The sequence below is a fragment of the Halogranum rubrum genome, assembly GCF_900114455.1.
In the GTDB taxonomy this organism is placed as follows: Archaea; Halobacteriota; Halobacteria; order Halobacteriales; family Haloferacaceae; genus Halogranum; species Halogranum rubrum.
Window position 1 is genome coordinate 273,650 of the sequence record NZ_FOTC01000001.1, and the last position, 21,737, is coordinate 295,386.

Here is a 21,737-nt window from a genome sequence, read left to right on the forward strand (position 1 = left end):
CACTCACACCGCGAGTCGAATCTCGGCGGCCAGTTCGGCGAGTTCGTGGCGCTTCAGTAGGACGAACCCCGAGAGGACGACGAGAAAGCCGACGACGGTCAGCAGGGTGATGGTCTCGTTCAGAAAGACCACGCTCGCAACCGTCGCGACGACGGGGACCAGATACGTGACGAGCGAGGTTTCGAGTGCCCCGCGAACGTCGAGGAGGGTGAAGTAGATGAGGAAGGCAATCGCCGTCGCGAACACGCCGAGATAGAGGACGGCGACCTGCGCGTGGAGCGTCGCGGGCGCGACGAGCGGTTCGCCGATGGCGAGACTGGCCGTGTGGAGGAGTACTCCTCCGACCAGCATCGACCACCCCGAGAGGGCGGCCCGGTCGAGCGTCGGACTGGCCCGTTGGACCAACACGCCACCGAGTGCGATGCTCACCACCTGTCCGAGGACGAGGAGGCGTCCGACGCCGTCCGCTCCGAGGAGGTTCGCCGGGTCGGGACGGACGATGAGGCCGACACCGAGAAAACCGAGGAGGATGCCGACTGCACCCATCGGCGTCACCCGCTCTTCGGGGAGGAGGCCGAGCGCCCAGAGACTCGTCACGATGGGGACGAGACTCTGCATGATGGCCGCGACGCCGCTCGGAACGGTCTGTTGGCCGACGAAGAGCAGTCCGTTGCCGGCGACGAGGAACGCCCCACCGGCGAGGACGGCGGTGAGGTTCGCTCTGTTCGCGGGCAGCCACTTGCTCGTCCGGGTGACGGCGTAGACGAGGAGGAGGACCGCGGCGACGTCGTAGCGAAAGGCGGCGAAGAGAACGGGTTCGAGCGACTCCAAGCCGACGTCGATGGCGGGAAACGAAAAGCCCCACAGGGTCGCGAGGAGCGCAAAGAGACCGACGGTGACGAAACGGTTGTCCACGAGACCGGTTGTCCGTGCGGTCTGTTAGTGCTCACGGTTGCGGCACGGGTCCCCGCCGACTAGATACCGACGACCGACCCGTCACGGCGAGCGTCTGCCGCTCCCAGATACTCACCGGACTCGGGGTCGACGAGTATCGCCTGCACGTTGCCCAACTGCGCTGGTTCCTCGGCGAACTCGAACCCGGCGTCCGTCAACTCCGTTCGGACGGCCTCGGGTACACCCTGTTCCCAGATTATCTCGGGGTCGGTGTCTTTGTAGACGCGCGGTGCGGCGATGGCTTCCGGGAGGCTCATCCCGAACTCGACGACGTTCAGGATGACCTGCGCGACGGTGGTGATGATGGTCTTCCCGCCCGGCGACCCGACGGTCATGTAGGGGTTGCCGTCTCTGAAGACGATGGTGGGACTCGTACTGCTGAGGGGTCGCTTCCACGGTTGCACCTCGTTCGGCCCGCCGGGGACGGCGTCGAAGTCGGTGAGTTCGTTGTTGAGCATGAACCCGTAGTCGGGCACCATCAACCCAGACCCGAAGAACTGCTCGATGGTGCTCGTCCACGACACCATGTTACCCTCGCTGTCGGCCGTCGTGAAGTGCGTCGTCTGTCCAGTGTCTTTCTCCGGGCCGCCGCCGAGTTCGGCACGTCCGAGCGGTTCAACTCGATAGGGTTCACCCGGTTGGTAGTCCCACGGGTTGCCGGGGCCAGGCGACCCGTTCGCCGACCCGTCGGGGGCGATACCCGCACGCCGGGTCTCTAAGTACGCCTCGTCGAACAGTCCCTGCCACGGCGCGTCGACGAACGCTTTGTCGCCCATGTACGCGCCCCGGTCGGCGTAGGCGTGGCTGAACGCTTCGAGGAGCACCTCGTAGGTCGACGACGACTGTCGCCCCTCGCGACACAGGTCGAACGGTTCGACGAGTTCGAGAATCTGACCGATGGTCAACCCGCCGGAACTCGGCAGCGACTGGGTCCGGACGGTCACGTCGTCGTACTCGACGTACTCCGGGTGGTCGATGGTGACGTTGTATCGGCCGACGTCCGAAGGACGCATGCTCCCGCCGGCGTCCTGGACCGTCTCCGCCATCGCCTCTCCGATCGGTCCCTTGTAGAACGCGCCGATACCCTCGTCACGAATCGTCCGGAAGGTGTCTGCGAGGTCGGGTTGTGTGAGCGTCGCTCCCTCCTCTAGTGGCGTCCCACCGGGAGCGAACACCGACTGCGCGGCGTCGTTGAACACCTGCGAGTTGCCCACAATCGCCTCCGCCAGCGACGCATCGACGGTGACTTCGGGACCGCTCTCTGCGGCGAGACCGACCGCCGGGTCGATGAGGCTCGACAGTTCGCGCGACCCGAACCGCTTCAGGGCGACGTCGGCGGCCCGGAGCGTTCCGGGAACACCGACTGCGTCACCGCTCGCTCGCCGCGTCTGGAACGGAATCGGTTCGCCGTCGTCGTCGAGAAACATGTCCGGAGTCGCCCCGAACGGCGCTCGCTCGCGGTTGTCGACGCTGTACAGTTCGTCCTCGTCGGCATCGTAGACGACCATGAACCCGCCGCCGCCGATACCCGACGCGTGCGGTTGGACGACGTTCAGCGCGAACTGAACGGCGACCGCCGCGTCGATGGCGTTGCCGCCGTCTCGGAGCACCTCGGCCCCGATTTCAGTCGCCTGTGGGTGGGCGCTGGACACCATCCCGTCAGCCCCGCGTGCAGTCGGAACGTCGCCGGCGGTCGGCCCATCTCCTTCCTGTCCGCGGACCGCGCCGGTCGAGACGGCACCCGTGCCGAGGGCGGCCATCGATCCCTTCAAGAACGTTCGCCTATCCGTCCGAAATCCGGACAGTCTGTCTGCATCGAGTGATTTGTTATCCTGGGACATGCGACTCTTCGGACTCTCGGACCGTCCTTAACATTTCGGCGAAAAAACATAAGAGGGATACTCCCGAAATACGGTCCGTCGGTACTGTTCTGTCGGTTCGAAGAGCGACGCGTCTCTACGCCGACCGCTCGCCGACCTTCACCAACTGCTTCCCGATGTTCTCGCCTTCGAACAGGCCAAGGAAGGCGTCGGGTGCGTTCTCGAACCCTTCCGTCACCGTTTCGCGGTACTGAATCGTCCCGTCTGCGACCCACCCGGCGAGTCGTTCCGTCGCCTCCTCGAAGCGGGGCGCGAAGTCGCCGACGAGCAACCCTTCGACGCGAGCGCGCTTCTCGATGAGCGTGCCGAGTTTCCGCGGACCGGTCGGGAGTTCGGTCGCGTTGTACTGCGAAATCTGTCCGCAGACGGCGACGCGGGCGTCGACGTTCAACTGACCGAACACGGCGTCTGTAATCTCTCCACCAACGTTGTCGAAGTAGACGTCGACGCCGTCGGGTGTGGCGTCGTCGAGTGCCTCGCCGAGGTCTTCCGTCGTCTTGTAGTTGATTGCAGCGTCGAAGCCGAGTTCCTCCGTGAGCCACTCGGTCTTCGTATCCGAACCGGCGAAGCCGACGACGCGACAGCCAGCCTCGCGGGCGAGTTGGCCGACGACGGAACCGACGGCACCGGCCGCACCCGAGACGACGACGGTGTCACCGGGCTTGGGCTGTGCGACGTCGAGCAGGCCGAAGTAGGCCGTCCGGCCTGGCATCCCGACGACACCGAGTGCCGTCGAGACAGGCGCAGCGTCGGGGTCGATACTCGTCAGTTCGCCACCGTCGACGGCGGTGTACTCCGACCAGAGGAGGTTGCCGACGACGACGTCGCCCGCTTCGAAGCCCGCGTGGTTCGACTCGACGACTTCACCGACGACGCCCGCACGCATCGGTTCGCCGACGTCCCACGGCTCCGCATAGGACTCGGCGTCGCGCATCCGGCCGCGCATGTACGGGTCCACGGAGAGATAGAGCGTCTTCACGAGCACCTCGTTCGCGTCGGGGTCGGGCGTCGGTACCTCGACCAGGTCGAAGCAGTCCATGTCGGGTTCGCCGGTCGGACGCTTCGCCAAGTGATACTGTCGGGTGGTCTCGGGGACGGTAGACGACTCAGTCATAGAGACAACCCCCACTTAGGCGAGCACGTGAAAGGGCGTTCCGCTGTACGGCGGCTTTGCCCCTTCTTACCGCACCGACCGCTGGTAGTCACTCGAAATAAAGAACTTCTTTAATTCTTATTATACCTGGACATATGTCGGATAAAAGAAATCTATTCTGGTAGATGGTCAAAAAAGCCAATACCTCCCGGGTGTATTACTCTTTCCTTGATGAGTTCTGCCGAACGGACGATCCTGCTCGTCGAAGACGACCCGGCAGCACGGCGACTGTTCGAAGAGGCGATGTCGGAGTCGCAAATCGGAACGCTCGACGTCGTGACGACGGGAAATGCGGCACTCATGTATCTCGACGAGAGGGGAACCGACGGGACTGACCCGTATCCGGACCTCATCGTCCTCGACATGCATCTCCCCGACGTGAGCGGACTCGAAGTCCTCGAAGCGCTCAAGTCGAGTCCCACGCCGCTCAAACGGATTCCAGTGCTCGTCCTCTCCTCGTCGACGGAGCAAGCGACCGTCGACCGAGCCTACGACCTCGGCGTGAACGCCTACCTGCAAAAACCCGAGCGCTACGACGACCTCTTGGCGCTCATGGACGAACTGCGGACCTTCTGGCTCCGTCGTCTCGTGTTCCCGAGTCGGTGACGGTCTCTGTTCGAGACGAGAGCCACCGTTGGCGTGGGGTTCTTGTCCTCGCGGTGTGGTACTGGACGTAAGACCGAACTGGATGGAGACACCGAACACCGACCGACAGTCGACGGCCGCAGAGACGACAGACGAGAGTCCACACGCCGAGACGACCGACGCCCGCTGGGTCCGCCTCCGCGCACTCGTCCGTATCTGGGTCGTCGTCTACGAGTTCCTCCCGCTCGTCGTCACGTATCTCCGTGACCGTCGGCGATTCCTCCTCGTCGGCGGCCGCCGACAGGTCACCGTCGACCAGCAGACCGCTCGCGCCGAGCGACTCCTCGACTCGCTCGTCTCGCTCGGGCCGACGTTCATCAAACTCGGCCAGGTGTTGTCGACGCGGCCCGACGCCCTCCCCGGTGCCTACATCGACGTCCTCTCGCGACTGCAAGACCAGGTGCCACCGGACGACTGGCAAGAAGTGAGCACCGTCGTCGAAGCCGACCTCGGCCCCGTCGGCGACGTGTTCGAGGACTTCGACACCGACCCCATCAGCGGCGCGAGTCTCGGACAGGTCTACACCGCTCGTATCGACGGCGAGAAGGTGGCCGTGAAGGTGTTACGACCGAACATTCGGCCGCGCGTCGAAGCCGACCTGCGCGTCATTCAGATACTCTTGCCGCTGCTCTTGGCCTCGGCACCCGAGGGACAGGCGTACACCCTCTCGAATCTCGCACGGGAGTTCACCGAGACGATTCGCGAGGAGATGGACTACGCCCACGAAGCGGCGATGCTCCGCGAGATTCGCGGCAACTTCGCCGGCGACGACGACGTGGTGATTCCCAGCGTCTACGACTCGCACTCCTCGTCACGGGTGCTCACGATGCAGTACGTCGACGGTATCAAGATCGACGACGTGGCGGCGCTCGACGCGGCCGGTATCGACCGAACGGCGCTCATCCGTCGACTCGAATCCGCCTACATCCAGATGATCATCGAAGACGGCGTCTTTCACGCCGACCCGCATCCGGGAAACCTCGCGGTCAGACCCGACGGAAGCGTCGTCTTCTACGACTTCGGGATGACCGGACAGGTCTCGGAGGCGCTCCAGAACCACATCCTCGAGTTCTACATCGGCATCGCACAGGACGACATCGACGCCGTCATCGACGCGTTCGTCGCGATGGATGCGCTCGACCCGGCGGCCGACCGTGAGTTGATGCGCGAAGTGTTTGACATCGCAATCGAGAGTTTTCGCGGGAAGGACCTCGACGACTATCGCATCCAACGACTGGTCGGCGAGTTTCAGGCGAACATCTACGAGTTCCCGCTCAGACTGCCGCAGAACGTCGCACTCATCGTCCGCGTGACGACGGTACTCGACGGCGTCGCCCAGACGCTCGACCCCGAGTTCGACGTCATCGCACTCATCACCGAGTACGTCCGCGAGGAAGGCTACGGCGAGGAGGGTGCTCGTCGGGTCGTCGAGTCGGTGTCGAACCAGATTCAGGCGTCGGCGCAGTCACTGGTGCGTGTCCCGCCGAAACTCGACCGGGCGCTCTCGCGGACGGAGCGCCAGAATCTGAACGCCGCAATCGTGTTGGCCGGTGGGCGAGACGAACCGTACGAGACGCTCGCGAGACAACTGGTCTACGGTCTCCTGTTCGGCACTGGTGTCGTCACGACGCTGTTGCTCCTCGCGACGACGGGTGACTCCGTCTCTGTCGTCGCCGGTGTCGGCACCGCCGTCGTCGGACTCCTGTTCGTCCGGTCGTTCAGACGCCGTGGCGGACTCGGTGTCACGCCGCAGTTCACCCGACAGGGACTCCGCCAGCGTCGTCGTGAGTGACCGCGAGCGCACGAGATACACGAGATACACGACATCCGGAGAACTCGTCGATGCGACGAACCACCGAGAGAGCAAACAGTAGTGTTCTGGAGGGACGAAACGCGTCTCAGTCGGCGAGCGGAAACTCGACGCGGGTCAGTACGGGGATGGTCTCGGGTGGCAACTCGTCGATTCGGTATTGGAGGTTGGTCGACCGCTGGATGAACTCCGCACCACCGACGAGTGCGGCCGACAACTGTTCAGTAGAGTACATCGGCGACGGCCGCCAGAGTGGCCGGACGACGTCGTCGTCGACGACCCACAGGGTGTCGATGGGTCGGTTCGGTGGGTCGACGACCACCTCGACGGCGAGGCGGTTCGTCACGAAATCGACCAGATAGCTCTGCAGTGTCACCGTGTACGTCGTCTGTTCTCCTGCTTCCTCACCGACTGTGTGTCCGTCTATCACTGTCATCTTCGAAACTCCACGTTCCGTGGTTCCGACCGTCGTCTTGCCGTCGATCCCGCCAAAAGCCCGACTCTAACGAGTCGTTAACGACGCTCTGAACGAGTGGAGACTTAAAAAAGCTATCTCGGATACGTAACAGGTCTCTGCCGTGATGGTCAGCGGCGCGATATGCAACACAAAGTACACGACGACAGTGTCCGAGCCCACACCTGTCAGATGAAACGAATCCTCGCGAGCGTCGGCATCGGTAACGCCAGTGTCGACACCGTTCTACCCTCCTCGACTGTCACGCCCGGCGAATCCGTCGACGCCGATGGTGAGTTCGCTCGTTCCCGTGTTCGCCGCTACCGCCTGTTTCGTCGGTGCGGCGACGTGCCGAAAGTCGTGAGAAAGCCGAGAATCAGTCGTCGGCAGCGGTTCCGACGTCCGCGCCGGGGCCACGAGTCGCGTCGGCGTCACGCCACGTGCCGCGTTTGTACCACGCGACGGCGATGAGTGCGCCCGCGACGTTGGAGACGGAGAACGCGAGCCAGACACCGTTCGACCCCAACTGCTGTGCGCCGACCCACGCCACCGGGAGTCGAATGAGTCCGAGCATCGTGATGGCGACGACGGCGGCGACCATCGTCTTGCCTGCCCCACGGAAACTGCCCGTGTAGGCCCGCATGATACCGATGAATCCGAAAGTGGGCGCGACCCACCGGAGGAACGACGCTCCGACTTCGACGACTTCGGGGTCGGTCGTGAACAGCGCGGTGATGGGGCGAGCGGCGACGAAGGCGACGACGCCGAGCAGCGAGAGGACGACGAACATCACCTTCGCGGCGAAGTCGGCGGCCCCCTCGGCCCGGTCGGGTTTGTTCGCGCCGATGTTCTGACCGGTCATCGTCTCGACGCCGCGGGCGACGGCGATAGCCGGGAGGAAGATGACGGAGAAGACCCGGACACCGATACCGTAGCCAGCGACGACGGTGGTCGGGAAGAGGCCGACGATGATCAAGAGGAGGTTGACCGAGAGCGCCCGGCCCGTCCCCTCGATGGAGGCCGGGACACCGATGGCGAGCAGTTTCTTCGCGTAGGGGAAGTCGGGTTTCATCTCCGAGAGGTGAATCTGCACCCCTCGGCTCCCGTCGAACATGATGTAGAGGCCGACGATGAGTGCCAGCGCTCGGGAGAACACCGTGGCGATGGCTGCGCCCTGGATACCGAGTTCGGGGAACACCCACCAGCCGAAGATGAGGAACGGGTCGAGCGCGATGTTGAGCGCCACGGACCCGAACATGACGAGCATCGGCGTGATGGTGTCGCCGTAGCCCCGCATGAGCGAGACGAAGACGAAGAAGCCGAACATGAAGACGAGGCCGAGCGAGATGACGCGCATGTAGTCCGTCGCGAGCGGTAGGACGTCGGGCGAGGCACCGAGGAGGCCGAGGAAGCGGTCGACAGAGAGGAAGCCGATTCCGCCCAGTATGAGTGCTGCGAGTAGCGAGAACGCGACCGTCTGCGAGGCGGCGTACTCGGCTTGCTCCTCCTCGTCGGCACCGGTGTGTTGGGCGACGAGAACGCTGCCGGCGACGGACAGTCCCATCCCGAGGGCGATGAGGAGAAAGACCATCGGGAACGCGAAGCTGATTGCGGCGAGTTCTTCGGTCCCGTACTGGCCGAGCCAGAAGGTGTCGGCGAGGTTGTACGCCGTCTGCAGCAGGTTCGTGACGACGATAGGGAGCGAGAGATAAAACAGCGGCTTGGCGATACCGCCTTCGGTCAGGTCGACCTCGTCACGACCCTTGAACAGCGAGCCGAGTCTGTCGAGGACACTCACGCTGGGACCTCCGATACGTCGACGTTCACACCATCGACGAGCAGTTCCGTTCGGATGTACTCCACCAGTAGTCGGTGGCTCTCCTCGAACGGTGCTCCGGTCGCGACGAACCGCGTCTGTGCGCCCGTCAGATATGTCTTGATGAACGTCGCGACGTCCTCGGGGTCACGTTCGGCGACGACGAGGCCCTCGTCGATGCCGTCGGCGACGAGCGTCTCGATACGAGCGCAGAGATATTCGTCGAACGCCGTCAGTCGCTTCCGGTAGACCGATTCGTACGGCGCTTGCGCCTTGAGTTCGAGGATGGCCGTCTTGAACTCCGCGTCGGGCGTCCCGTCGTCGTCGGCTGGCGGCGTCAACACGTACTCGATGAGGTGGAACAGCCGTTCGACCGGGTCGTCGCCGTCGAGGTCGGCGATGTTGTCCTCGAAGTTGTCGAGCAACGCGTCGAGAAACGTCTCCAACAACGCCTGTTTACTGTCGAAGTGGTAGTGCAGCGCCGCCTTGCTCTTGTCGCACTCGTCGGCGATATTCTGCATCGTCATCTCGGCGTAGCCGTGCTTGCAGAGCGCGCAGTACGTCGCATCCACGATGTCGTCGACTGGCTCTTGTGTCATATATTGGGACTCGGAAGTAATCGTACTCTAACTTACTGACTGGTCAGTCAAAAACGTTCGGAAGCGCGATTGCGCCGTCTGAGATTCGACTGTTTCAACATCACATTGCTGTTCCCATATCCTGCAAAATCGGGGATACACTTCCGAGCGAGACTGTTTACGCACTCTATAGTAATGTGTCTGTTAGTCAACTCTCACGTATTGTCTATGCGTTTCACCCTCCCCGCTGGTCTGTGGCCCACACTGGTCGTCGGGTTGTTGTTGGTCTCCGCACTACCAGTTGCGGCGGCCCCCGCTCTCGAAGACTCGACTGTATCCGACGCTCCGTCTGTCGTCCTCCAGTCGAACGAGACACCGACGGATTCACCGACACCGGAACCGACAGCGACAGAGTCACCCACACCGGAGCCAACGGCGACAGAGTCACCCACACCGGAACCGACAGCGACCGAGTCGCCGACGCCAACTGATTCGCCGACACCGGAATCGACGCCGACAGAGTCACCCACACCGGAACCGACGCCAACGGATTCACCGACACCGGAACCGACAGCGACAGAGTCGCCGACACCGGAACCGACGCCGACAGAGTCACCCACACCGGAGCCAACGGCGACAGAGTCGCCGACGCCGGAACCGACAGCGACAGAGTCACCCACACCAGGCCAAACCACGACGACTGAAACGACCACGCAGTCACCGGCCCCGACGTCCAGTGACGGTGGTAGTGGTGGCGACGGCGGCGATGGAGGAAGTGACGGCGACGATGAGGACTCGGGAGACTCGGACGACGGCGGCAGTGCTGGTGACGGCGGTAGTGGCAGTAGCGACGACTCGGACGACGACGACGACAGACGCCGCGGGGCGGGGAAAGCTCGGCAACTCGGCGACCGGCTCACCGACAGTGTGGACGCGACGGGTGCAGGCGAGTTCCAGCGTGCACAGCGACTCATTGGCGAGAACTACACACAGACGCTCTCGACGTACGAGTCGCTGTCGAACAAAGGCGGTGCAGTCGACGCGTTCGCCGGAGCGCAGTCGAGCCAACAGACCTACATCACCATCATCCGCGAGTACGAGCGGACCCGCCAACAGTACCGGACGGCCGAACAGAACGGCAACGACAGCGGCACGCGACAGCTCTCGCGCAAACTCACTCGGTTGGCCGACGCGTCGAATCTGACCGCCGCACGACTCCAGCAGAACTACTCCCGTATCGAGGGGCGAACCTCGGTGAGCCTCGATTCGGCCTCGTCGACGGTTCGAGCGGGCCAGCAGTGGGTCGCCGAGCAACAGGCGCAGATAGACCCCGCCGAACTCACCCGAACCCGGTTGCAGGTCGAAACCGACGCCGACCGCGTCTCGTTCAGTTCGCCAGCGACGATTCGGGGGACGCTCACCGCGGCCAACGGGTCGGCTATCGCCGACCGAACGGTCGCCTTCGAAATCGACGGGCAGCGAGTCACGACGGAGACCGACGGCTCCGGACAGTTCGCCTTCGAGTACCGTCCGACGACGGCCAAACCGACTGATGGCGTCACCGTCACGTACGTTCCGTTGGAGACGTCGCCGTACACGCGGGCGAGTTCCGACCTCTCGCTCCGCGTCGAGCAGACGACCGGCACTCTCTCACTCTCGGAGGCACCGTCGGACGCGCGGTTCGATGACGGAGTGACGGTGCGTGGCCGCGTCGTCGTCGACGGGACGCCGGTTCCTGGGGTTCCAGTCGAGATTCGCCTCGGAAACACGACGCTCGGGACCAACGAGACGGGCGCAGACGGCCGGTTTGCGGTGACGACGCGACTGCCAGCCTCGGTGCCTTCGGGTGAGCAGCCACTCACTGCGTCGCTCGCGATGCAGGACCGGGCAGTGACCGCCGAGACGGCCCAAGCGCGCGTCTCCGTCGCGAAGACGTCGACGGCACTCACCGTCGCTGTCGAAGAGACGACCCAAGAGCGGGTGTTCCTCTCGGGGACGCTGTTGACCGACGACGACACGGCTGTCGACGGCCAGCAGGTGCAGTTCCTCGTCGAGGGGACGGTGGTCGGAACCGCGACGACCGGGTCGAGTGGCGCCTACGAGACGAACGTCTCACGTTCCGACCTCCGCGCCGCAACCGACGCTGACGAAGCCAGCCTACAGGCGGTCTACCCGGCAGAGAACGCGAACCTCGAAGCCTCACGTACCAACGTGACAGTCCCCGTCGGTGGCGGTGGTCTCGGGTCACTCGTCGACTTCGGCGGTGGGAGTTCTCTCCTCATGGCCGTCGCTGGCGCGGTGTTGCTCCTCTTTCTCCTCCTCGCTGCGTGGGGCATCCTGCGATTCGGGGCGGCTGGCGTCGACACCGACGGTGAGGATGGAGACGACGGCGACGGCGGCGACGACGACCCGTCCAGCATAGGTGCGGCGACGACGGTCTCCCAGAGCGAGGTGACCGACGACGCCACCACGACTGACGACACGACCACTGCGAGTGACCGACCCGACGGCAACCAGTTCTCGTGGTCGGACGTCCCCGACAGTGACGATTCCACGACGGCAGACGCTCAGTCGTCGCAACGACCGGTGACGTTCGACGACTCGACCGGCAACAGTGCCACGTCCTCGGCTGCCGCGGCGTCGGGCGCGGCAGCAGCGTCGGCAGAGTCCGCGGAGTCGACGGAGTCGGTCGAGTCGTCGGAACCATCGGCGTCGGCCGAGTCACCACAGACAGCCGAGACATCCCAGTCACCCGACGCCGCCGAATCTCCCGAGCTATCGGCGACGACCGACGAGTCAGCCGAACCAACCGACTCGGTGGACTCGGTCGAGTCCCCCGATTCCGGCGGTGTCGACGACGTGGGACAGCAACTGACGCTCGCGCGGGAGGCGCTCGCCGAAGGTGAGTACCAGACCGCCGTCGGCCGCGCGTACGAGACGGCCCGCGAGTACGTCCAGACGCGCTACGACTTCGACGCGGTGGACTCACTCAGTTCGTCTTCCTCGCCGGAGGCGTTCTACGAGACGTGCCACACGCACGATACCATCGACGAGGAGACGCTCTCGCATCTCGACGACCTGACACAGCTCCAAGACAAGGCGCTGTACGGTTACGGCTCTGTCTCGGAAGAAGAAGCGGAGAGTGCGGTGTCGCACGCGGCGGCAGTGGCGGGGAACGATCGGACGAACACCTCGTCGTAACGTCGAGAGCGGTTCGTCCGAACACTCGCGCCCAGTCGATTTCGACTACTCTGGTTGCAGTGTTGCGGTGTCGTGGACGACGCCGTTCTCACCGACGAACGGGTTGTCGCCGTCCTCGGGATGGGTGAAAGTTCCGTCCGAGGGTGTGTCCTGATGCGGAATCGCCGAGACGGTCAGCGGCTCGTCGGGCATCTCGTCGAGGACGACTGGGAGGTTCTGATACGTTCCCGCCGCCAACGGAGCGGAGACGCCGAGTATCTGCCCTTCGAGGAAGAACGACGCGTCGTGTATCGCGACGAACCCGGCTTCGGGGACCATCACCTCCTCGACGTACACCGTTCCGTGGTGCGGCGATTGGCTCTCGATGGAGACACCGATCGTCTCCACCTGCTCTTCGACGGCGGCGGTAGCCTGCGGCGCCGCATTCGAGCTCGGAGAGCGCTCTGTCGCGGCGTCGGCCGCCTTCGAAGACGACCCACGCTCTGCGAGACCGACCGATGACCCGGCAGCGACTGCAGCGAGTCCGGAGCCGACCAGCTTTAGCGCACTGCGCCTGGATGGCCCGTCCTCGACGGAAGATTGTGGCATTACAGACACTAGTGGTGCGGGGGTGCGGTATGTCTCTTGTGGCCGAATTTACAGATAAAGAACAATATCTCCTGTAGTGTGGAATCAAACATAGAGAGAGGTGGTGTGTGACACCCATACGATCGTGTCATACTAGTTACTAAAGAGCCGTTCAGGGAACGTTTACCCGGCTCGCGGCTCTCGGTTCAGATGCACATGTCCGAGTACACGCTGGACCCACTACCGTACGACTACGACGCACTCGAACCGCACATCTCTGAGCAGGTGCTGACGTGGCATCACGACACCCACCACCAGGGCTACGTCAACGGCTGGAACTCGGCCGAAGAGACGCTCGCAGAGAACCGTGAGAACGGTGACTTCAGCTCCTCCGGCAACGCAATGCGCAACGTGACGCACAACGGAAGTGGTCACATCCTCCACGACCTGTTCTGGCAGAACATGTCACCGGAGGGTGGCTCCGAGCCTGAAGGCGACCTCGCCGACCGTATCGCCGAGGACTTCGGCTCCTACGACGCCTGGAAGGGCGAGTTCGAAGCCGCCGCGTCCGCCGCGAGTGGCTGGGCGCTGTTGGTGTACGACAGCTTCTCGAACCAGCTTCGTAACGTGGTCGTCGACAAGCACGACCAGGGCGCGCTGTGGGGCAGTCACCCGATCGTCGCACTCGACGTCTGGGAACACTCGTACTACTACGACTACGGTCCGGCCCGTGGCGACTTCGTCGAGGCGTTCTTCAACGTGGTCGACTTCGAGGAACCGTCGGCGCGCTACGAGCAGGCCGTCGAACTCTTCGAGTAACGACGCACCGTCCTCCACTTCTTTCCCCCGTGGGCACCTGAGGCGGTAGGCGGTCGTCCCGCTCTGGGAGCCGCCGCTTGCGACCGCCCTCTTTCGTCGGCGTTGTCGTAGCCTCCACCTTCATTGTCGTCGGCGTTCTCACCAGAAGCGATGCAGGCTCCTCGTGACGTTCCGCTCCTGTCGACGGTGGCCGACGACTTGCTCGACGGTGGCCACCTGTGGCTTCAAGAACTCCTCGTCGGCGGTCCCTTTCGGTTTCAACTCCAGTCGTCCGGTCGGCTCCGCGTCGGCGACGACGAGCAGGAGTACGACCCCGAAGACGTCCCGCCGCAGTACCGCCACACCGTCCGGTACGTCCGTGAGTCGTGCGACTGGAGTGCCCTGCGGTCGGCCGTCGACGACGTCGAGTCTATCGTCTTTCTCGGGCAGTCGATGCACCAGGCTGGTCTCGACTACGACTGGTCGCGGACGCCGTCGTTCCTCGGGACCGACATCTGGTCCGACGAGAAAGGGGCGTTTCTCGGCGTCGACGCCGTCGAGCACATCTTCGAGCGTCTCGGCCTCGCTCCGATCAACACGTTCGCCAAGGAGGTCAGAGCAGTCGACTTCGACCCTGACTCCTACACGTTTCCCCAGTCGGCGTGGTACGACGGTCCTGCGGCGGGCGTCGTCGTTCGGAACAAGCGAGGTTCCTGTGGACTCCTTTGCAACCCCGAAGTTACGGTCGACGCCGTCGACGCTCTCGACCCGTCGGAAGCCCGACCGACAGCCGAGGAACTCACCGCCAACGCAGTGACCGACCAACGTGTTCGACAGACCGTCGGGACGCTGGAACAGACGGGCCGACCGGTGACGTTCGACGCCGTCTACGAGCGAGTGCTCGACGACCTCTTTCGCGAACGACGACCCGCACAGTTCGCTGGCATGGACAACCGGGCGTTTCGGTCTGCCGTCGCGGCACGGACGCAAAAGATACTCGACACGAGTGGTGCTCTGGACTCACAGTAGTAGTCTAACTCACACGCGAGTACGGCGTCCTGTGTGACGATGAGCCACTTTTCGGGCAGGCGTCACCCGAGAGTGTGACAGATGTGCAGAAAGTCGACACACACGACATACTTTTCACCGATAACGGAAATTCCAACGCGTGACCGAGACAAAAGAGCTTCTCCGACTTCTCTTTCATCGAGAGGACGTCGTCTCTCAGATTCGAGACGGTCCGATCGACATCCGTTCGCTGACGGAGGCCGTCGACGTCTCGCGACCGACCGTCCATCGGAGTCTGAAGTCGCTTCAACTGATGCGGTAGCGCGGAGTCCCCTTCCTCAAGGAACGAAAGAAGGGAGTGAGTAGGGAGGGGAGGAGCGCGTTCGTATCGGTTATAACCTCCTACGCTCATGTGTAGCACATTGTTGATGGAGAGCTGTCTTGCGATTCGGTGTGAACTGGAGCGATTCGAGAATCAGTTCCTCACGGGCTCAAACCGGCAGTTACCGTTCTCCCTCCGAGTCGGATTCCTGTATCAACAATCTCCCACAGATGAGCGAACCTCCTATCTATTAATAGCCACACGATTACATTGAAATTGTGGCAGACGACTACGTGCGTCGGACGGCAATCACTCGTCTCGAAGTTTCCGACGAGCAACGCAACTTCCTCGAAGACACCATCTCCGAGTGGAAGCGTGGTTGTCAAATCGCTACAGACATGGCGTGGGGCAAGTGCAACGCCAAAAGCGACGTACAGCCCCTCGCCTACGACGACGTGCGCGGAAAAACCAACCTCGGGAGTCAACACGCGATTCTCGCCACCCACCAATCCGCACAAGCCATCACCGGCTGTATCGAACGCCAGTCCAACGGCAAGAAGGTGAGCAAGCCGACCTTCACCGCACCCACGGTGAAGTACGACACCCGAACCATGACGCTGTTCGATGACGATACAGTGTCGCTTTCCACAACGCAAAGTCGCGTCCGGTGTGAACTTGCACTTCCTGACGCCGACGATGGCTACCAACGGCAGTACCTCGATTCGGACGCATGGAGCGTCACGGAAAGCACTCTCACCGCCCGTAACGGCAACTACTTCTTGCACATCGGCTTCCGCCGCCACAAGAACGATACTGAACGGAACACCGCCGAGGACGGAACGGTCCTCGGGGTTGACCTCGGCATCGAAAACCTCGCCGTCACCAGCACCGCCTACTTCTTTAGCGGGCGGGAGTTAACCCACGACCTCCGCGAGTTCGAGAAAGTACGCGCCGGACTCCAACAGACCGGAACACGAAGTGCCCATCGGACGCTCAAACAGTCGAGTGGACGCGAACTACGATACGTCCGTGACGTACTCCACCGAGCGTCGAACGGCATCGTAGACGAAGCACTCCGATTTGAGTGCGACGTGATAGCGTTCGAAGACCTGACGTATATCCGTGACCGCACGAGTGCGTCGTGGGGTCACAAGTGGGCGTTCCGAACGCTGTACGAGCAAGTAGAGTACAAAGCCGAAGCAGTCGGCATCTCGGTGAAGCAAGTCGGGTCGGCGTACACGTCGAAGCGGTGCGCCGAATGTGGATTCACAGCCGACGAGAATCGCCCGACTCGCACCGACTTCCGGTGCGTGAAATGCGAGTCGGAAGCGAACGCGGATTACAACGCGTCGAAGAATATCGGTATGCGGTACGTCCGCCGAGGCCAACAGTCGTCTCGGCGGACGGGCAACAGTCAGCTTGCCCTAAAGTCTGGAACTGTGACGCCGAGCGGCGGATTCACCGCCCACTCGGACGGGTTCGAGGCCGAGTTCATGGACAAGTCCCGTCCTCAACGAGCGTCGAAGACGCGAGTAGGGCGGGGTAGTTGACCAGCACGACGTCATCGAGGAGGCGAGTGAGGGGTATCTTCTGACATTCTACGGTGAACTCGTCTTCGAGCGATATCGCACGACTATCGAGGAGTTCGACGACGTCCGTGAGAACCGATCGTTGCTGTTGGTACTGGGAGTGACGACGGCCGTTTCGGAGGCGCTCTTGGATGGCGCCCGCTACATTCGAGCGCTGCCGTTCGCTCCGGAACAGCCCATCGGTGAAATCGAGTCCGTCGTCCGTGATGCTACCGTCGTTCGACCGTTTTCGCCGGTCGTCGTCGGTCGGTACGTCTCGCTGTGCTCGCTCGTGGCTCTCGGCGGCGTCGTGCGTCGCGTCGACTCTGGGTCGACGTGAGCGACCTTACCCGTCGAGCAGAGCGGAGGGTGCGACGACTTCGAGTCCGGTCTCCTCCTCGATGTGGTCGAGGACGTTCCTGAAGTCCTCCGGCGTCGTCTCGTACTCGTCACCGTAGCCGATGGTGTGCCACGTCACGACGACGAGTTGGTTGTACGCGTCGGCGATGTTGAGGATGCGACGCGTCCCTTGCGGGTCTCGGCCCATCACGCGGGAGATAGCGTACATGTTGCTCGGCTGTTGGGCGTTGTTCGGACACGCGCCGAACATGTAGCCCGCGTCGTGGTACTCCGAGACGATGTCGAGCGTCGTCTTACTGACGCGGTTGTAGGGGGCGACGAAGTGACGTGCACCCTCGGAGAACCCTTTCAGGTCGAGATAGTTGTACGCCTGCTGGATGAGTTGCTGCTGTTTCGCCTCCGAGTACTGGGGTAACGGTTTCGAGGCCTGCGGGTGCGACATCATGTCCCACCCGGCGTCGCGCATCTCGCGCATCTGCCCCGTCGTGAGATAGCCGTCGCTGTTGATGGAGTTCGGGATGATGGCCGACCCGCCCGCCCAGCCACGGTCTTGGAGTTCCTCGAACGCGACGTCGTAGTGCGACGCCCGACTGTCGTCGAACTGGAGGACGACCTTCCCCGTGTCGGGTTTCGGAATCTTCCGCAGGTCGTCGATGTGGACGTCTATCGGCGTCCCCTCCTCGGTGAGCACCATCAACCGTAGTTCTTGAATCGCCTCCATCACCGGTTCGCCCTTCTTGCCCGTGTAGCCGAGGTCGATGCGAATCCAGTCGTTCAACTCCTTGGGGATGAACCGCTTGCTGGTCAGCATATCACTCCGGGCGGGCGCGATGAACTCGGCGGCGAACCGCCCGCGGACGGGTTTCTCCAACTTGACGGCGAGAGAGAGGTCGTGACTCGTCAAGTCGAGACCATCCGGAAAGGACTTGAAGATGCCCGCGGCGTCGCCGTTCTCGTTCGACATCCGGACCGACTGCGTCCCGGCGTACACGTCGTCGGTGTCGGCTTCGGTGGTTCCGCGGATGGTTCCCCATCGGGACTCCTCGGACCCGAACGCCTCGAAGTCGTCGACGAGCGTCCCGCGGTCGAACGGGGATTCGACGGCCGAGGAACTCGGTGTCCCTGTTCCCGCCTCACTCGTCTCGTTCGCCGCTGTCGTCGATGGCGTACTCGTCACGACATTCGTCGTCTCCGTCGCCGGGTCTGCGCCGCCGGAACAGCCAGCCAGGCCGGCGACACCGGCGACGCCTGCTGCAGCGAGAAATCTTCGTCGGGTCGCTGGTTCTTTCATGCTCTCTGTTCACACATGTCGCTCGGTGCCTTAATACCTCATGCGTTTTGCGGCGACGACTAGCGGTTCTTCTCGCTTTCTCGTCTTCTCGGTCGCCGAAGTCTCACGCTCACACGGGAACCGTGTCGCGGATCGTCTGCGTCTCCTCGTCCGAACGGACGGTGATGAGTACGTCCACGGTCCCGTTCGACCGAGCCTGCAACGCCTCACCGAAGCCCAGCACGATTCGCTGCGAGACGGTGCGCGTCTCGCCTGCTGGCACCGTACCGAGTGACTGGGTGCCCGTCCAGAGAACCGACCCGTCGACCGAGAGCGCCATATCGACCTCGACGTTGTGAGCGTCCCCGGTGCCGACGTTTCGGAGCGTCCCGGTCACGTCGCGACAGGTCGTCCCGCACTCGTCGACGCCGTCGATGCGGATGACGAATCTGACCGTCTCTTCTCGCACTGGTTGCTCCACTCGGTCGGTTTGCGCACGTTCGGGTTCCGCCGTCTCCTCGCGCTCGACCGTTTCGTCACGTTCGGTTGGCGTCCGCTCGCGCTCTGGTGTTCGCTCCTGCTCTGGCGTCTCCTCGACGTCGTCCGCGACCTGTTCGTCCGGTTCCGACGGGACCGGTGTCGTGACTGCCTCTGCGGTGAAGTCGAGCGGCGTCACCGACGGCGTCGGTGGCGCGGCCGTTACCGAGACCGGCGAGACGTCGACGACGACGAGCGTCGGTGGATGGACGACTGTCGTCGACGCAACGGTGTCGTCACCGAATCCCGGCACCACCGCTCTAAGCGTGTCGTACACAGCGTCGACCGTCTTCGCGAGAACGTTGGCTTCGAGCGTCGACTCTACGCGGCGCGTCTCGCTGTCCGCCGCCGTCTCTGCCGCCTCCGCGGCGCGACACGCGGCGTCGTACTCACCGCGTTCCAGTGCATCGTACCCCTCCTGTTGTGCCGCCGTCGCGGCCGTCAGGTCTGCGGAGACGAGTACCGACGACGTCTGGTCTGCCCGCTCGATAGCGAGCGTGGCCGCGTGTAACTGTCGGACACAGACGTCCGCTCGTTGCATCGACTGTCGGAGTTGGCTCGCCTCTCCGGCGTCCAGTGTCCCGCTCTCGACTGACTCGTCGAAGGCGGCTACCTCGGCGTCGAGTGCGACGAGGTCGAGTCCCTGCGCGGAGAGGTTCTGGAGATATGCCTCGTAGTGTGTCACCTGTGCGGCGTGTTGTGCGTACAGGAGGTCACGTTCGACGGCGTCGAACTGGCCGTCCGCTCGGTCTGTCTCCGCTCGCTGTAACCACTCGTCGGCCGCTGGCGACGACAGGCGCGCCGTCTCGCGCTCGATAGCCTCGTCGGCGAGCGCCTGCTGTGTGGCGACAGTGGCGTCTTCTTCGACGGCGAGCGAGAGGCGTTCGGCCCGTGTTGCGGCTTCGAGAGCGCGCTCGGTGTTCGGTGGCGTCGCTCGAACGGCGTCGACGCCGTCGGTGAGCGCTTCGTTGGCTTCGTCGAGTCGTGCGTCGAACTCTCGCGTCTCTACGCCCGCCTCGTACGCCGCGTCGACGGTGACGAGGGCCGTCTGGTAGGCACGGTTGGCCGCTTGCAGTCGCTCTTGTGCACGCTCTACGTCCGTCGTCTGTGCGGCGACGACAGTCGGGTGGACCGTCCCGACGAGGAGGAGCACAGCGAGGAGACAAGCGACGAGGACCGGCCGCTTTCCCGAAATCATCGACTAACAGATAGGCGACAAGACAGCTTAACGGCCCGCACGCCTTTTCCAGACAGTCTCCCCACGCCGACTCTCTGACGCTCGATGCGCGAAGAACAGCCACGTCGTCTCCCGCCACCGACTCTGGTGATTCGTGTTCACATCCCCGGTGTCGACCCCAGTTTCGTTCGCTACTGGCCACCTCGAAACCCACGTCAATTATCTCACTCGCGAGTCGACTGTGAACCGATGAGCACACGCGTCCCCACGCTCGACTACGGCCGATTCGACGTCAGTCCGACCCGTGGGTTCGTCCCCGACACTGACCCGCTTCGGTCGTTCGGTGCCGACGTAGACGACTCGCTCCGGACGCTCGACGAAGTCGCAGACTCCCTCCCACAGCGGTTGGAGAACGACACGTTGCGAGCGACGGTTCGCGGTCTACAAGCACCGCCGTCCGACTGTTTCGACGACCTGTCTCACGAACAACTGCTTCGGCTCTACTCGCTCACGGGCTTTCTCGCGAACGCGTACGTCCACAAACTCGACGGCCCGTCTGTCGACTCGATTCCCTCCGGTGTGGCGATTCCCCTCTACGAGTCGACGGCACGACTCGGCCGGACACCCGTGCTCTCCTACGACGGGTACGTCCTCTACAACTGGGCCCGACTCGACGACGGTCGCGGCCTCGACCCCGCGAACGTCGAGACGCTCACAAAGTTCGTTTCGTTACAAGACGAACAGTGGTTCGTCGCCATCCACGTCGCCATCGAGAGCACGGCCGGGCCGGCGCTCGGTGCTATCGGCGAGGCCCAACAGGGCGTCCGCGACGGCGACGACGAGCGAGTCGCCGCGGCCCTCAACCGGATGGAGGGGTCGCTCGCGACACTCGAACGTATCCTCGGTCGGATGCCCGAGCGGAACACCCCCGAGAACTACGGACGGACCTTCCGTCACTATCTGAAACCACTCTCCGAAGTCGAGTACGAGGGCGTCCCCGAACTCGACGGCCCGCAGTCCTACCGGGGCGCGTCGGGCGCACAGTCGTCGCTCCTGCCGGCGCTCGACGCCGCACTCGGCGTCGACCACGGTGACAACCCGCTCGTCAGTCACCTCCGAACGCTGCGAAAAGATATGCCCCCGTCCCACCGGTCGTTCATCGAGGCGGCCGCCGACGGGCCGAGCATCCGCGACTACGTCGCCGACGACGAACGTCTCCGCGCGACGTACAACGACTGTCTCGAACGGATGGTCGCGTTCCGTGACCTCCACACCGACATCGTCACGCAGTATCTCACCGTCCCACTTGGCGAGACGACCGGGACGGGTGGCACACCGTACGGTGACTATCTGGAGATGTTCACGCAGGATACCCGAAAGACGCTGCTCTGATACTGTCACTCGAGTTCGTTCGTCACGCGCTGCTCGGTCGATAGGTGCGGTCGGCGGCTAAAAGCGGTTAGCCGCAATTCACGCTGGTTGCCGACCGGCCGCACCCGACGTCAACTGTTCGTAAGGAGCACAGTTCGGACACGCGTACACGATATCGCCGTTCGTTCCGAACACTTGTGCGAAACGCACTGTCACCATACTGCCGCAGTTGTTACAGTTTTTCATTCTCTTTCCTCTAGGTCGTTCC

The 21,737-nt window shown here is 63.5% G+C and carries 19 protein-coding genes and 1 pseudogene; 10 read left to right on the forward strand and 10 right to left on the reverse strand.

Going from position 1 to position 21,737, the window contains the following annotated elements; genetic code table 11:
• Nucleotides 1–3 precede the first annotated feature (3 nt).
• The 3 genes from BM083_RS01460 to BM083_RS01470 form a co-directional block, all read right to left on the reverse strand.
• Nucleotides 4–915: a DMT family transporter gene (locus tag BM083_RS01460; RefSeq protein ID WP_089864789.1), complete on the reverse strand. Its 912-nt coding sequence runs from the start codon at nucleotides 913–915 to the stop codon at nucleotides 4–6.
• Nucleotides 916–974: 59 nt separating this feature from the next.
• The gene (gene ggt, locus BM083_RS01465; RefSeq protein ID WP_089864792.1) at nucleotides 975–2,795 is read right to left on the reverse strand and encodes a gamma-glutamyltransferase; all 1,821 of its coding nucleotides are present in this window, start codon (nucleotides 2,793–2,795) and stop codon (nucleotides 975–977) included.
• A 115-nt stretch (nucleotides 2,796–2,910) separates the two neighbouring features.
• Entirely contained in the window at nucleotides 2,911–3,948 is a 1,038-nt protein-coding gene (locus BM083_RS01470) for an NADP-dependent oxidoreductase (RefSeq protein ID WP_089864795.1), read from the reverse strand.
• 210 nt (nucleotides 3,949–4,158) lie between these two features.
• Here BM083_RS01470 and BM083_RS01475 point away from each other — a divergent pair, with 210 nt between their 5' ends.
• Complete coding sequence (locus tag BM083_RS01475; protein WP_218148917.1) at nucleotides 4,159–4,593, forward strand: response regulator; 435 nt, start codon at nucleotides 4,159–4,161, stop codon at nucleotides 4,591–4,593.
• Nucleotides 4,594–4,675: 82 nt separating this feature from the next.
• Nucleotides 4,676–6,424, forward strand: a complete 1,749-nt coding sequence (locus tag BM083_RS01480; protein WP_089864802.1) for an ABC1 kinase family protein — start codon at nucleotides 4,676–4,678, stop codon at nucleotides 6,422–6,424.
• 106 nt (nucleotides 6,425–6,530) lie between these two features.
• On the opposite strand, the gene BM083_RS01485 is transcribed toward BM083_RS01480, so the two are convergent.
• Nucleotides 6,531–6,878, reverse strand: a complete 348-nt coding sequence (locus BM083_RS01485; protein WP_049894169.1) for a hypothetical protein — start codon at nucleotides 6,876–6,878, stop codon at nucleotides 6,531–6,533.
• A 210-nt stretch (nucleotides 6,879–7,088) separates the two neighbouring features.
• On the opposite strand from BM083_RS01485, the pseudogene BM083_RS24045 reads away from it, so the two are divergent.
• A pseudogene (locus tag BM083_RS24045) lies at nucleotides 7,089–7,187 on the forward strand (sporulation protein); the annotation flags it as partial.
• An 85-nt stretch (nucleotides 7,188–7,272) separates the two neighbouring features.
• Here BM083_RS24045 and BM083_RS01495 read toward each other — a convergent pair.
• Both BM083_RS01495 and BM083_RS01500 read right to left on the reverse strand, forming a co-directional pair.
• The gene (locus BM083_RS01495; protein WP_089864805.1) at nucleotides 7,273–8,694 is read right to left on the reverse strand and encodes an MATE family efflux transporter; all 1,422 of its coding nucleotides are present in this window, start codon (nucleotides 8,692–8,694) and stop codon (nucleotides 7,273–7,275) included.
• Nucleotides 8,691–9,311, reverse strand: coding sequence for a TetR/AcrR family transcriptional regulator (locus BM083_RS01500; RefSeq protein WP_089864808.1), 621 nt, complete (start codon nucleotides 9,309–9,311; stop codon nucleotides 8,691–8,693). The genes BM083_RS01495 and BM083_RS01500 overlap by 4 nt, the downstream gene beginning before the upstream one ends.
• A 207-nt stretch (nucleotides 9,312–9,518) precedes the next feature.
• Here BM083_RS01500 and BM083_RS23070 point away from each other — a divergent pair, with 207 nt between their 5' ends.
• Nucleotides 9,519–12,491, forward strand: coding sequence for a hypothetical protein (locus BM083_RS23070; RefSeq protein WP_089864812.1), 2,973 nt, complete (start codon nucleotides 9,519–9,521; stop codon nucleotides 12,489–12,491).
• A 45-nt stretch (nucleotides 12,492–12,536) separates the two neighbouring features.
• Here BM083_RS23070 and BM083_RS01510 read toward each other — a convergent pair whose 3' ends face one another.
• Entirely contained in the window at nucleotides 12,537–13,079 is a 543-nt protein-coding gene (locus BM083_RS01510) for a DUF7282 domain-containing protein (RefSeq protein ID WP_089864814.1), read from the reverse strand.
• Nucleotides 13,080–13,274: 195 nt separating this feature from the next.
• Here BM083_RS01510 and sod point away from each other — a divergent pair, with 195 nt between their 5' ends.
• From sod to BM083_RS01530, 5 genes are all read left to right on the forward strand, one after another.
• Nucleotides 13,275–13,877, forward strand: a complete 603-nt coding sequence (sod, locus tag BM083_RS01515; protein ID WP_089868282.1) for a superoxide dismutase — start codon at nucleotides 13,275–13,277, stop codon at nucleotides 13,875–13,877.
• Nucleotides 13,878–14,027: 150 nt separating this feature from the next.
• On the forward strand, nucleotides 14,028–14,885 hold the full coding sequence (locus BM083_RS01520) for a hypothetical protein (RefSeq protein ID WP_089864817.1): 858 nt from the start codon (nucleotides 14,028–14,030) through the stop codon (nucleotides 14,883–14,885).
• A 139-nt stretch (nucleotides 14,886–15,024) separates the two neighbouring features.
• Nucleotides 15,025–15,186: an ArsR family transcriptional regulator gene (locus tag BM083_RS22680; RefSeq protein WP_143085649.1), complete on the forward strand. Its 162-nt coding sequence runs from the start codon at nucleotides 15,025–15,027 to the stop codon at nucleotides 15,184–15,186.
• A 278-nt stretch (nucleotides 15,187–15,464) separates the two neighbouring features.
• Nucleotides 15,465–16,736 carry an RNA-guided endonuclease InsQ/TnpB family protein gene (locus BM083_RS01525; protein WP_089864820.1) on the forward strand — a complete coding sequence of 424 codons (1,272 nt, stop codon included), beginning with the start codon at nucleotides 15,465–15,467 and terminating at the stop codon, nucleotides 16,734–16,736.
• 139 nt (nucleotides 16,737–16,875) lie between these two features.
• Complete coding sequence (locus BM083_RS01530; RefSeq protein WP_089864824.1) at nucleotides 16,876–17,094, forward strand: hypothetical protein; 219 nt, start codon at nucleotides 16,876–16,878, stop codon at nucleotides 17,092–17,094.
• 6 nt (nucleotides 17,095–17,100) lie between these two features.
• Here the strand turns inward: BM083_RS01530 and BM083_RS01535 are convergent, their stop codons facing one another.
• The gene (locus tag BM083_RS01535; RefSeq protein WP_089864826.1) at nucleotides 17,101–18,405 is read right to left on the reverse strand and encodes a polysaccharide deacetylase family protein; all 1,305 of its coding nucleotides are present in this window, start codon (nucleotides 18,403–18,405) and stop codon (nucleotides 17,101–17,103) included.
• Nucleotides 18,406–18,514: 109 nt separating this feature from the next.
• Complete coding sequence (locus BM083_RS01540) at nucleotides 18,515–20,119, reverse strand: coiled-coil domain-containing protein (protein WP_089864829.1); 1,605 nt, start codon at nucleotides 20,117–20,119, stop codon at nucleotides 18,515–18,517.
• Between the two features lie 228 nt (nucleotides 20,120–20,347).
• On the opposite strand from BM083_RS01540, the gene BM083_RS01545 reads away from it, so the two are divergent.
• Nucleotides 20,348–21,490: a PrnB family protein gene (locus BM083_RS01545; RefSeq protein ID WP_177197506.1), complete on the forward strand. Its 1,143-nt coding sequence runs from the start codon at nucleotides 20,348–20,350 to the stop codon at nucleotides 21,488–21,490.
• 78 nt (nucleotides 21,491–21,568) lie between these two features.
• Here BM083_RS01545 and BM083_RS24205 read toward each other — a convergent pair whose 3' ends face one another.
• On the reverse strand, nucleotides 21,569–21,715 hold the full coding sequence (locus tag BM083_RS24205; protein ID WP_449404998.1) for a DUF7563 family protein: 147 nt from the start codon (nucleotides 21,713–21,715) through the stop codon (nucleotides 21,569–21,571).
• Nucleotides 21,716–21,737: the final 22 nt, after the last annotated feature.

Bases quoted from the DNA above. Each gene is read 5' to 3' on its own strand.
- BM083_RS01510 (WP_089864814.1), bottom strand. From the start codon at position 13,079: ATGCCACAATCTTCCGTCGAGGACGGGCCATCCAGGCGCAGTGCGCTA.
- BM083_RS01520 (WP_089864817.1), top strand. From the start codon at position 14,028: ATGCAGGCTCCTCGTGACGTTCCGCTCCTGTCGACGGTGGCCGACGAC.
- BM083_RS01475 (WP_218148917.1), top strand. From the start codon at position 4,159: ATGAGTTCTGCCGAACGGACGATCCTGCTCGTCGAAGACGACCCGGCA.
- BM083_RS01485 (WP_049894169.1), bottom strand. From the start codon at position 6,878: ATGACAGTGATAGACGGACACACAGTCGGTGAGGAAGCAGGAGAACAG.
- BM083_RS01470 (WP_089864795.1), bottom strand. From the start codon at position 3,948: ATGACTGAGTCGTCTACCGTCCCCGAGACCACCCGACAGTATCACTTG.
- ggt (WP_089864792.1), bottom strand. From the start codon at position 2,795: ATGTCCCAGGATAACAAATCACTCGATGCAGACAGACTGTCCGGATTT.
- BM083_RS01535 (WP_089864826.1), bottom strand. From the start codon at position 18,405: ATGAAAGAACCAGCGACCCGACGAAGATTTCTCGCTGCAGCAGGCGTC.
- sod (WP_089868282.1), top strand. From the start codon at position 13,275: ATGTCCGAGTACACGCTGGACCCACTACCGTACGACTACGACGCACTC.
- BM083_RS01500 (WP_089864808.1), bottom strand. From the start codon at position 9,311: ATGACACAAGAGCCAGTCGACGACATCGTGGATGCGACGTACTGCGCG.
- BM083_RS01540 (WP_089864829.1), bottom strand. From the start codon at position 20,119: ATGATTTCGGGAAAGCGGCCGGTCCTCGTCGCTTGTCTCCTCGCTGTG.
- BM083_RS24205 (WP_449404998.1), bottom strand. From the start codon at position 21,715: ATGAAAAACTGTAACAACTGCGGCAGTATGGTGACAGTGCGTTTCGCA.
- BM083_RS23070 (WP_089864812.1), top strand. From the start codon at position 9,519: ATGCGTTTCACCCTCCCCGCTGGTCTGTGGCCCACACTGGTCGTCGGG.
- BM083_RS01480 (WP_089864802.1), top strand. From the start codon at position 4,676: ATGGAGACACCGAACACCGACCGACAGTCGACGGCCGCAGAGACGACA.
- BM083_RS01545 (WP_177197506.1), top strand. From the start codon at position 20,348: ATGAGCACACGCGTCCCCACGCTCGACTACGGCCGATTCGACGTCAGT.